This window comes from Pseudomonas sp. GNP014 (genome assembly GCF_054344005.1).
The window spans coordinates 3,513,204-3,524,573 of sequence record NZ_JBTGUS010000001.1; the positions used below are offsets into that span (position 1 = coordinate 3,513,204).

Here is an 11,370-nt window from a genome sequence, read left to right on the forward strand (position 1 = left end):
CTGATACCTTGTTCGCCATCTTATCGGGCTGACCTGCTTTTATCCTCGTGTGGTAACTGCGGTCGCTGTGTCTTCAGGTTGGAATTTGTAAGGGATTTTTTATTCATCATGACGATGGCCGACCACGAACGCGTGCTGGATTTTTGGCACAGCGTTGAGTTTTTCAATGCCTATGACTTGGACAAGGTCCTCGAAAAATCCAGGACTTCACGCAGCGTCGAACGGGTCAGTGAACGGTCCCTGGCAAACGGCGTGTGGGAGCAGTACCTTGATCGTCGTCGCGTTCTCTACCTGCTGCCGTTCGATGTATCCCACGCCACGCGGCTGATAGAGGAATACGTCGACGGCCCTCTGACCAGTGAAATAAATCGTGTACGGGACGGCGAAATGGCGCCGGTCGGTCTGACGTGTTACGCCAGGCTGACGCTTGATCCGAACGGTAAACCTGACTTCGAAGGCCTCAGTGTTTCTGCGCTGCCCTGGGCTCTTGGCCGGTTGTGCAAGCAGGATATCGGTGCCCTGTGTGCAGTGAGTTTTGACGACAGTGTGCGAACGCTCAAACGTACGCTTGCCGATGACTGGTCGCGTCATAAAGGAGAGCTGCCGGGAGCGCAATGGGTGACGGAAGTTGCCCAGCGCGTGGTTGAATGGGCTGGCTTCGCCTCGCCAGAGGCGGAGCTGGCTTATCTGGATATCTGGCCGCTACCCAAGCCTGGCGATACGCCAACCGAAACCTCAACATCGGAGGCAGACGCTGAGAGTACGCCGGAAGTGGCGTCAGTCGATGATTTGGCGATCCTCAACAGCTTCTATGTGCATGATCTTGCTCAGGCAAAACATTTGCTGAAAAGTGAGCAGCCGCCACGGGCCTTGCAGGCTTATCTGTCGATGGTCGACCAGCAGAAAACTGATCTGGATACCGCGATTGGCCAGCAGACGATTCAAGCGACACTGCACCCGAAAAAAGGCATCACCGGCCGCTGGCCAGCGCAAAGCAGGCACATCCAATCGTTGATGCAGCAGTTTGCGCTGAACAGCATGCGCGAAATGGCCACGGGCGCAGTACTGGCAGTCAATGGACCACCGGGCACCGGCAAGACGACATTGCTACGGGACCTGATCGCACATCTGGTGGTCGAGCGGGCGGATGCCTTGGCTCGATTGGAGAAGGCTGAAGATGGTGTCAGTAAAACGTGCGTGACTGCGGTGTTCGGCAATAAGAGTTTTTCGATTCCGCTCTTGTCTGAAGCGTTGACCGGTTTTGAAATGGTGGTCGCGTCCACGAACAATGGTGCGGTGGAGAACCTGTCCTTGGAGTTGCCGCAACTCAAAGGCGTCGATGGTGCCAAGCTTGCCGACTGGGGTTACTTCAAGGAAGTGGCGACCCGCTATGCGGGTACTCGAAACAGTAAACCGTGGGTCACGCCCGAACCTGTCTGGGGTTTGGTGTCGGCGGCACTGGGCAAGAAAAGCAATCGTCGACGATTCCGCGATATTTTTGTCAACCGTGCCGCCACGCCAGCGGACAAGCCTGGCGAGCAGTTTCTGAATAAGGACAAGGTTGACTTTGCCAGTTGGGATGACGTCGGTGCGATGACCTATTGGCGCTATCGTTCCGGTAAAGGCCGAGCGGATTTCAAAAGTGCCAAGGCAAGCTACCTCAAGGCGCGCGAGGTACACGATAAGCAGCGTGATCGTTTGCTGGTGCTTGCCGAATTGTATGAGCGGTTGCAAAAGGCGTTTCCTGCCATCAAGGCGACGTGGCCGTCGGCACCGGACCTGTGCCCGCAGAATCTGACTGTACTGATTGAAGGCGTTGCGCGTCAGATCGAACGCCTGAAAAGTCAGCAGCAGGCGATCGAGCGAAAGCTGGGGCCGTCGTTCTTTCGCTGGCTGGCACAGTGGTTTCGCAAAGGGCTCTATAAACAATGGTTGGACGCCTGCACGAAACTTGATTCAGTACGGGAGTTCGAGCGTGAGTTGCTGGACCTGCCCCGATTGATCGCGGAGTGTGACGTTCATCTGTGGGACGGCACACCGCTGGACAGCAAGGCCAACCAGACTCATGCGTTCTGGCAGGGCAGCCGGTTCAACGAAGCCCGCAGCGATTTGTTTGTTGCGGCGATGACGTTGCACGAAGCATTTTTTCTGGAAGTGGCGAGCCCTAGCCTGATTTTCGCGCTGACCGCGATGCTCGAGCGCCAGCCTTTGACGCCTGCTCGCCGTGCCCTGTGGCAATGGTTCTTCATGCTGACACCCGTGGTGTCGAGCACGTTCGCCTCGATTCGCGCACAGTTTGCCGGACTGGGTGCGGAAGACCTCGGGTGGTTGATCATTGATGAAGCCGGTCAGGCTCCGCCACAAGCCGCCGTGGGAGCAATCATGCGGGCCAGGCACGTGGTGGTGGTCGGCGACCCGTTGCAGATTGAACCGGTTGTGACGCAGTCCACCCGGCTGCTGGAGCAACTGGGGACATTCTGGCTCGGCGATTCGCGCTCACGCTACGCCATTGACAGTCATTCGGTACAAACCTTTGCTGATCGAGGCTACGGGCAGGGCGTCACGCACCCGCTGGATCCCGAGAAGTACATTGGCATTCCACTGGTCATGCATCGCCGGTGTGACAATCCCATGTTCGAGATCTCCAACCGCATTGCCTACGCCAAGCGTATGCAACATGCCAAGGACTCGACCATTACCGCCCACCCGATACTGGGGGTCAGCGCCTGGTGGAATGTAAGCGGCGAATCGCAGGACGGCACCAAGTACATCCAGGCTCAGGGGCAACGGTTGCTGGCTGAGTTGATCACACTGTACTTATCCGTTACCAGTGAAGGCGCAACCGAACTGCCGCCGGTGTTCATTATCACCCCGTTCCGCGAGGTCAAGGCCGGCCTGGTCAGTCTGCTGCAGGATAAGCAGGTATGGAGGGCGGCATTGCCGGCGGATGTCCAGGTCCCGACCAATCTCGTTTCGTGGGTCAGTACCTGTATTGGCACGGTGCACACGTTCCAGGGCAAGGAAGCCGATATCGTGTTCTTTGTGCTGGGCTGCGATTCCAGTCGCTTGGGGGCGATTGACTGGGCTGCTTCAAGTCCGAACTTGCTGAACGTCGCTGTGACGCGGGCCAAAAAACACCTGTACATCGTGGGGGATCAGGCACTTTGGGGCGATCGACCCTATTTTGACGTCGCCCGTCAGCTGCTGGCCAGTGCTAAGGCCAGCGTACAGACGCGGGAAGCGCAGCTGTCCTGAGGCTTTTGCAGACGCGCAGTTTCGAGGATCTCTTCCAGGGATCCTTGGGCTGCGGAGCGACAGTCGTCAGCGAGGCGGCAATTTGCTGGCCCCCGAGTTGCTCGGCTCTCGTCAAACTCGCCTTTTTTCAAAAGGTTAGGTTGGCTATATGCGGACGATTGTCATAACCGTTGCAACGCTTTCCCTGGCTGTCCTCGCCTCGGGAGTCCAGGCGAAGGAATTAAGCAAGAGTCACCGTTTCGCCTGCACCTGGGGTTCTGAAATTGCCGCAGGAGCGCAGCAGTCCAAGTTGTCAGGTATTTCGTTGTATGGCGCGCGCAAGCAACTGCAGGTGCGCAAATTCCAGCAACCGTGGATGCGCATGACCGCGATGGGGATTACCGAGCAGACGTACAACAGCACTTCGAAGCTCAAGCCTGCGGCGGTCAAACAGACCTATTACGAACAATGCGTGCGGCATGAATTGGCGCAGCGCTAAAACCGAAAGCCCAACCTGAACCGGTTGGGCTTTTTTATGCCTGACGGACCGTGGGCGTTATTTTTCGCTTTCGCAATTGACCATCCACGGCACACCAAAGCGATCGACCAACATGCCAAAGCGCACAGCCCAGAAGGTGGCTTCCAGCGGCATGTCGACGCGACCATCGCTGGCCAGTGCGTTGAACACGCGTTCGGCCTCGGCAATGCTGTCGACGTTCAGCGAGATCGAGCAACCACTCATGCCCTGGGTCGGGCGATCGGGTGTGGTGTCGGAGGCCATGATCATCTGGTCGCCAACCTTCAGGCACGTATGGATGATCAGGTGGTGGTGTTCTTTGGGGACATGCTCGGCGGCAGGAGTTTCGCCGAAGGTCATCATTGCCTCGAGTTTTCCTTGCAAGGCTTGTTCGTAGAACGTGAAGGCGGCGCGGCAGTCGCCGTTGAAGATCAGGTACGGGTTGATTCTCATGATGGGCTCCCGAATAGGCAGTAGGGCGAAGCGCGGCCGGGGTGTGCCGAAGCTAGCGCCATGGAGTGACTCCATCCAGCAAAGCCCTGGAGCGCTGAATTGCCAGCCGATGCTGCAATTTTTTTGATTCAAGCGACTGATGGCAGGTCAGGAGTCGCGGGAGCCTTTCACCAGCGCCGGGCCTGCCACACGCGGTAAAGGCCGGGACTGCATCAGCGCATTGATGGCCTTGCGATAATTTTGCCCACCCAACGCCATGCTGTTGTTATGCGTGGCTCCCGGTACCAGCAACAGCCGTTTCGGTTGTTGCGCGGCGTTGAAGAGTTGCTCACTGAAGCGCGACGGCACGAACGCGTCGGCCAGGCCATGCACCACCAGCAGCGGCATATGAATGTCGGCGATCTTGTCGATGGAGTCGAACTTCTGCGACAGCAGCCAGCGCACGGGCAACGAGGTGTTGGCCACGGCGGCTGCGACATCTGCCAGCGAGGTGAAGGTGGATTCGATCACCAGTCCGCGCACTGGCAGGGGCGTTTGATGACGCGCGGCGTCCTGGCCAAGTTCGGCCGCCAGGTCGATGGCCACGGCGCCACCCAGGGAGTGGCCGTAGATCAGGCGTTTCTCCGGATCCGGTTGCAACAGTTTGAAGCGCTCCCACGCCACGCGTGCATCTTCGTAAACGCTGGTTTCCGATGGGAGGTCGCCCTTGCTCTGGCCGAAGCCACGGTAGTCGATGGCCAGCACCGAATAGCCTGCTGCGCGCAATTGCTCGATGCGAAACAGTTGGCCCGTCAGGTTCCAGCGTACGCCGTGCAAATAGAGAATGGCCGGCGCATTGGCTTTTTCCGCCGGCCACCACCAGGCATGGATGTTCTGCCCGGCCTTGAAGCGCTTGGGTTGCAGGTCCAGCTCCTGCACGCTATCGGGTAACCCGTGATACCAGCCAGCGGTGCCCGGTTCTATGCGAAACAGCAGTTTGCGCTCGGTATGTTCCAGTACGGCACAACTCGTCGGCACGCCGATAACCAACGCGGCCATGCAGGCGAACGCCAAACGGCGGCGACGCAGACGAGTCATTAACGAGAGCCACATTAAACGTTTCACCCGGGTGCAGACAAAGAACGCTTTTTACCAGATGCCTCGGCCCGTGCGGGATATTTTTCGACCACTGTCCACGGGCAACGATTACAAAATTCTGCGACGGCTCAGGTCACCCGCAGGACGATTTTGCCGATATGGTCGCCGGCTTCCATGTGTGCATGGGCCTGAGCCGCTTCGTTCAGCCAATAGACCTTGTCGATGATCGGCAGGCAGCGCCCGGCAGACAACGCCGGCCATACGTGTTCACGCAGTTGCGCGGCAATCGCGGCTTTTTCCGCCGAGGTCCGCGGGCGCAACAGCGAGCCGGTAACCACCGCGCGTTTGCCGAGGATCGCCAGTAGATCGACGTCATTGGCCCGGGCGCCGCCGAGGAAACCGAGCATCACCAAGTGGCCGTCCATCGCCAGCGCGCTGACATTATCGTTGAGGTACGAGCCGCCCATGATATCCAGAATGACATTCACCCCCTGACCAGCGGTTTTCTCGGCAATGACCGTGGCGAAATGCTCTTCGCGGTAGTTGATCGGCTGGCCGCCGAGCTCGCGGATCGCTGCGCATTTGTCTGGGCTGCCGGCGGTGGCGAAGGCTTCGATGCCGAATTCGCGGCACAGCATCAATGCGGTGGTGCCGATGCCGCTGGTGCCCCCGTGAATCAGCGCGCGTTGCCCACGGCTTGCGCCGCCGAGGCCAAACAGGTTGGCCCACACAGTAAAGAAGGTTTCCGGGATCGCGGCGGCCTGGACCCAGTCGAGTCCGTCGGGGATGGGTAGCGTCTGGCCGGCCGCAACCGTGCAGTATTCGGCGTAACCGCCACCATTGGTCAGCGCGCAGACTCGGTCGCCCACGGCGAACGCGGTCACGCCGGCACCGAGTGCGACCACTTCACCGGCCACTTCCAGGCCGGGGATCGGGTTCATGCCCGGTCGCATCGGATATTTGCCGGCACGCTGCAGGGCGTCCGGACGATTGATGCCGGCGGCATGCACGCGGATCAGCACCTCGCCCTCGGCGGCCACCGGTAACGGTACACGTTTGGGTTGCAGCACGTCGGGACCACCGGGTTCGGTGATTTCGATGCGCGTCATTTCATTGGGTGAAGACATGGTGAGACCTCTTCGCAAAGGGTGTGTAGATGGGAGGCGCCAGGGCCGCAAAGATTCCCGTCAGTCGCAGCAGACGTGTGCCAGCGGGTGTGTGCGGCGCCCGATATGGGTCGCGAACTCCAGCAATATCGCGACGACAATCGCGCCGCCAGCGATCAGGAACAGCAATGCGTGTTGACCACCGGTGGCATTGAACAGCGCCGAATAGGCAAAACCGGCCAGCGCCTGAAAGGTGGCAAACGAGACCGTGGCGCGACTCCAGGCGACCTGCTGGCGGTGATGTTCCGGCACCAGTTCATGCACCCGCGCCAGCGCCAGTGGCACGATGCCTGGCGGGAATGAGCCGATGATCACCGCCAACAACGCCAACCCCAGGAAGGACTGGGTAACCGCCAGCAATCCAAGGGCAATCGCTTGCACCACCAGCACCGCTCGAATACTCGCGCGCGCGCCAAACCGGTCGGCGAGAAAGCCGTAACTCACCGGCCCGACAATCGCGCCCAGGCCATACATCACCCACACCAGCGCACCGACATGCGCTCCGGCGCCGAGCCCACGCGCCACGTAATCAACCAGAAAGACCATCGCCGGAACCAGGCCTGCGGCCATGAATGCATATTGCGCGAACAAGACGTAAACGGCGGGAGGTGTCGACTCAGGCTCGACAACGGCGTGTGAAGCAGGCGCGTGCACAGGATCGTCAGGCCAGCCGAACCAGCTCAGCGCCGTCAGCATCAGCGCCAACGCACCCAGCCCCAGCCAGGTGTCCTGCAAACCCAGGCTCAACAGCGGCGGTACAAGGGTGCCGGAGCCGGCAATGCCCAGCCCGATACCGAGAAAGATCGCGCCGCTGGCCAGTCCCTTGCGTGACGCCGGCACATGCGGCAACACCGTGGCGGCGACCAGCACCATGATCGCGCCCCCGGCAATGCCCGACAGCAGCCGCCAGCCAAAGAACCAGCTCACGGACAGCGGAAACGCACAGGCAAAAAACGCCGCAGTCACGGCCAGCATCATAAACCGCAGCGCGGATGTGTTGCCCACATGCCGCGCCAGCGGCCGGCCGAGCAGGGCGCCCACCAGGTAGCCGACCAGATTGGCTGCGCCGAGATACACCACGTCGTTGGCGGAAAACCAGCGGGCCTGAATCAGCTCGGGTATCAGCGGTGTGTAAGCAAAGCGTGCCAGGCCAATGCCGACGAGGCTGGCACAGAGTCCGGCGAAGATCGGCAGCCAGAAACCGGTGGGTGATGATGTACGCATGATAGCGATTCCGAGGAAGGTGTATGGCGCTCAGCATATCGGCTATCGTTGCTGCGTTAACGCAGCGATTTGGCGGCGCAATGATGCAAATATGCATCGCAAGGAGACAGCTATGAATTGGGATGACGCACGGGTGTTTCTGGCTGTTTGCCGCGAATCGACGTTGCGCGGCGCCGCACGCGTCCTGGGCGTGGATCAGGCAACAGTGGGGCGGCGCATCACCGCCCTGGAGAAGTCCCTGAGTGCGACATTGTTCCTGCGCACCCCGGACGGTTATGCCTTGACGGCAGTCGGTGAGGCGGCACTCAAAAGTGTGGAAAAAATGGAGCATTCGGCGCTTGAACTGGAGCGCCGAATCCAGGGCCTGGACGATCGTCTGACCGGCAACGTGCGCGTCAGCACCACGGATTCGCTGGCCATCGACTTCCTCATTCCGGCCATTGCCCGACTGCACGAACGGCATCCGGATGTGCGCGTGCAACTGGACGCCTCGACGCAGATTCTCAGCCTGGCGAAGCGCGAAGCCGATATCGCAGTGCGCAATACGCGGCCTGACAACCCCGACCTGATTGCCCGACGAATCGCTCGATGGCCGGTGGGCCTGTTCGCTTCACAGGCGTATATCGACGCCAACGGGGTTCCTCGGCAGGGCTCGGCGTTCGAGGGACATGATCTGGTGGTCTACCACCCGTATCTGCAAGGCAACAAGGACATGACGCTGGTCTCCGAGCCGCTGCATCGCGGGCGCATCGTTGCCAGCCTGAGTTCCAGCCTGTTGGTGCGCCGATCAATTGCCGCCGGCCTGGGGATAGGCGAAATGCCCGTCTACATGGGCGAGCGCGACGGTCTTGTCAGGTTATGGCCGGAGCGCACGCGACCACTGCCGTATGAAGTCTGGCTGGTGACCCATGCGGATTTGCGCCACACCGCGCGGGTGCGGGCGGTGATCGAGCAGATTGTCGATGTGTTTGCGTTGGAGAATGAGTAGCTGCAGTGGCGGTATTGCCCCGGCTACATCACCTGACGAAACGGCCTACGGTCGAGTCAGAATGTGCCGGCTTGTAGGCTGTGGGAAGGAGTTCTATTGTTTCCGCAGTTCGGTGAGAGACGTCGGGCTCGCACTGAGGCAATGGGCCAGGGAAGGTTCTCGGTAACCCCAAAAAGGTGTCGAATTGAAAGCCAGGGAATTCAGTCAATATCCAGTCAGTGATCCATCCAGCAAAGGTCAGAACGCTCAAGCCATGAATGCCGTAAGCCGTGACGAGTTCAACGCCAGGATCGAGACCATCGAAACAAGGATGGATGCTCGGGTCGAGGGGATACGGGCAGACTTTCGAGAGTTTCTGGCGGTTCAGGCCGAACGGGACAAGAGGCGTGATCAGGTACAAGCCGAGCGAGACAACACGCGTGATCAGGTACAGGCTGAGCGAGACCACACGCAAACCGAGCGAGAAAAAACACAAACCGAGCGAGACAAGCGTTACGACATGATTTCGCAGGAGATGCGAGAAATTGCCAAGAGGGTTGAGGACGCTGCCAGGCAGGGATCGACCGTCAAGGCCAATGTCTGGGCAGCCACCGCGGTCCAGTTACTCGGGATCGTCGCCATCGTCGTCGGCGGCTATTACGCGAATCAGGCCAATATGTATGTCGCGATGCAAACAACGCTGGCCGCCGTTCAAGCGGGCAGGGACATCAGCGTACCGACACCCTCGGCATTTCCCTCACTGACGCCGCCATAAAAACGGCCTCCATCGGGAGGCCGTTTTTATGGGCATCAAAGCACCGCCTCATGGCATTTGCGGCAGCTCCTGCGGCCGTAAGTCAAACACCAGCACTTCGGCATCCACGCCGTTGCTCAAGGTCAACGCCTGCTCTTCGCGAATCCGCACGCCGTCACCTTCCTGCAACTGCAGGCCGTTGAGCTCAACGCTGCCGCGCGCCACATGTACGTAAGCGTAGCGATTGGCCGGCAATTGCAGAGTGGCGCTTTCCTTGCCATCGAACAGCCCGGCGAAGACCCTTGCATCCTGACGCACTTTCAACGAGCCATCACTGCCGTCCGGCGAAATGATCAATTGCAGGCGACCGCGTTTTTTCTGTGCAGCGAAGTGCTCCTGCTGATAGCGCGGTTTGGCGCCAGCCACGTCCGGCACGATCCAGATCTGCAAGAAGTGCACGGGCTTGGTGGCTGAATGGTTGTACTCGCTGTGGGCAACGCCGTTACCCGCGCTCATCAATTGCACATCGCCGGGGCGGATCACGGAACCGGTGCCCAAGGTATCTTTGTGTTCCAGCGCACCCTCAAGCACGTAGGAAAAAATTTCCATGTCGCGATGCGGGTGCTGGCCAAAACCTTTGCCGGCAGCGACGCGGTCATCATTGATCACCAGCAGGTCAGAGAACCCCTGTTCACGCGGGTTGCGGTAGCTGGCGAAGGAAAAGGTGTGGAACGACTTCAACCAGCCATGATTGGCGAGGCCACGATCGGAGGCTTTGCGAAGGGTCAGCATGATGAAATCTCCTGTCAGGACGTGAATTCGTCCGAGTGAGAAGAAGGTTAATGGTTATTCTGTTGATCAATAAGTAGCTGAAAATTGTAAGACTGTCCTTTTCAAGTTGACAGTTTTTGTGACGCAGGCGCCATATTCTTTTCCAACGGCTGTCATGTATTTGGCCATAATGCACAGCCTGACCCAGGCATTTATTTCTCTTCGATTCTTGTGATGTCATCCCCATGAAAACCGTGGCAATGGTGCTGTTCCCCGACTTTCTTCTGCTCGACATGGCCGGGCCGCTGGAAGTGTTTTCAGTGGCCAATCGTTATCTGCAACCACAATCCCACTACCAGTTGACCACCCTGGGGACCGAACACGGGCCGTTACGCGCGTCCAATGGCGTGCTGGTGCACGCTGACCGAACTATCGCGGATGCCGCCCAACACTACGACTTGCTGCTGGTACCGGGCGGCCCGGGTGCTTACAACCAGAGGTTTCCGGCTTTGTTTGCCTGGCTACCGGGAGCGGTGCAGCGCGCCGAACGCTACGGCTCCATCTGTACCGGCGCCTTTGTGCTGGGACATGCCGGATTGCTTGACGGCTATCGCGTGACCACTCACTGGAACTACGTCGAGCGTCTGGTCAAAGGTTTCCCCAAGGCTGACGTGACGACCGATCAGATCTACGTCGAAGACCGCAATCTGATTACCTCGGGCGGCGTTACGGCGGGGATTGACCTGGCCCTGGCCGTGGTCGCCCGGGATCATGGCAAGAAGCTCGCCCAGGACGTGGCCAAAGTCTTGCTGGTGGTGATGAAACGTCAGGGCGGCCAGGCCCAGTTCAGTCCATTGATGGCGGCGGTCGCTCCGCATGAAACGCCGATCACCCGCGTACAGAATTACGTACTTGAACACATTGATGAAGCCTTCACGGTCGAGCGCATGGCCGGGCTGGCCAACATGAGCGCGAGGCATTTCGCCCGGTTGTTTGCCCGCGACGTCAACATGACACCGATGGAGTTTCTGCAAAGTGCGCGCATTGATTGCGCGCGCAACTTGCTGGAAACCAGTGAACTGCCACTGAAAACCGTAGCTTACAAAAGCGGTTTTGGCAGTGTGCGGCACATGCGGTTTCTATTCGCCGAAAGGCTCGGGCTGACCCCGGCGCAGTACCGCGAACAGTTCAGCTAGAGCCGTTCTGT

At 59.5% G+C, this 11,370-nt stretch carries 10 protein-coding genes; 5 read left to right on the top strand and 5 right to left on the bottom strand.

Annotated elements, in window-relative coordinates:
* Window positions 1–108: 108 nt before the first annotated feature.
* Complete coding sequence (locus tag ACXX9E_RS15810) at window positions 109–3,255, top strand: DEAD/DEAH box helicase (protein WP_458555677.1); 3,147 nt, start codon at window positions 109–111, stop codon at window positions 3,253–3,255.
* A gap of 148 nt (window positions 3,256–3,403) precedes the next feature.
* On the top strand, window positions 3,404–3,733 hold the full coding sequence (locus tag ACXX9E_RS15815) for a hypothetical protein (RefSeq protein ID WP_123463306.1): 330 nt from the start codon (window positions 3,404–3,406) through the stop codon (window positions 3,731–3,733).
* A 57-nt stretch (window positions 3,734–3,790) separates the two neighbouring features.
* Here ACXX9E_RS15815 and ACXX9E_RS15820 read toward each other — a convergent pair whose 3' ends face one another.
* The 4 genes from ACXX9E_RS15820 to ACXX9E_RS15835 all read right to left on the bottom strand — a co-directional run bounded on the left by ACXX9E_RS15820 (window position 3,791) and on the right by ACXX9E_RS15835 (window position 7,671).
* Window positions 3,791–4,204: a VOC family protein gene (locus ACXX9E_RS15820; protein ID WP_186747794.1), complete on the bottom strand. Its 414-nt coding sequence runs from the start codon at window positions 4,202–4,204 to the stop codon at window positions 3,791–3,793.
* Between the two features lie 147 nt (window positions 4,205–4,351).
* Window positions 4,352–5,296, bottom strand: a complete 945-nt coding sequence (locus tag ACXX9E_RS15825) for an alpha/beta hydrolase (RefSeq protein WP_458555678.1) — start codon at window positions 5,294–5,296, stop codon at window positions 4,352–4,354.
* A gap of 113 nt (window positions 5,297–5,409) precedes the next feature.
* A complete protein-coding gene (locus ACXX9E_RS15830; protein ID WP_458555679.1) occupies window positions 5,410–6,408 on the bottom strand; it encodes an NAD(P)H-quinone oxidoreductase in 999 nt (332 codons plus the stop codon).
* 60 nt (window positions 6,409–6,468) lie between these two features.
* Window positions 6,469–7,671: a YbfB/YjiJ family MFS transporter gene (locus tag ACXX9E_RS15835; RefSeq protein ID WP_458555680.1), complete on the bottom strand. Its 1,203-nt coding sequence runs from the start codon at window positions 7,669–7,671 to the stop codon at window positions 6,469–6,471.
* Window positions 7,672–7,783: 112 nt separating this feature from the next.
* On the opposite strand from ACXX9E_RS15835, the gene ACXX9E_RS15840 reads away from it, so the two are divergent.
* Window positions 7,784–8,659, top strand: a complete 876-nt coding sequence (locus ACXX9E_RS15840; protein ID WP_123463297.1) for a LysR family transcriptional regulator — start codon at window positions 7,784–7,786, stop codon at window positions 8,657–8,659.
* A gap of 184 nt (window positions 8,660–8,843) precedes the next feature.
* Entirely contained in the window at window positions 8,844–9,413 is a 570-nt protein-coding gene (locus ACXX9E_RS15845) for a hypothetical protein (protein WP_225931069.1), read from the top strand.
* A 48-nt stretch (window positions 9,414–9,461) separates the two neighbouring features.
* Here ACXX9E_RS15845 and ACXX9E_RS15850 read toward each other — a convergent pair whose 3' ends face one another.
* The gene (locus ACXX9E_RS15850) at window positions 9,462–10,184 is read right to left on the bottom strand and encodes a pirin family protein (protein WP_123463293.1); all 723 of its coding nucleotides are present in this window, start codon (window positions 10,182–10,184) and stop codon (window positions 9,462–9,464) included.
* A gap of 224 nt (window positions 10,185–10,408) precedes the next feature.
* On the opposite strand from ACXX9E_RS15850, the gene ACXX9E_RS15855 reads away from it, so the two are divergent.
* Window positions 10,409–11,359: a GlxA family transcriptional regulator gene (locus tag ACXX9E_RS15855; RefSeq protein WP_123463291.1), complete on the top strand. Its 951-nt coding sequence runs from the start codon at window positions 10,409–10,411 to the stop codon at window positions 11,357–11,359.
* The last annotated feature ends 11 nt before the right edge of the window (window positions 11,360–11,370 follow it).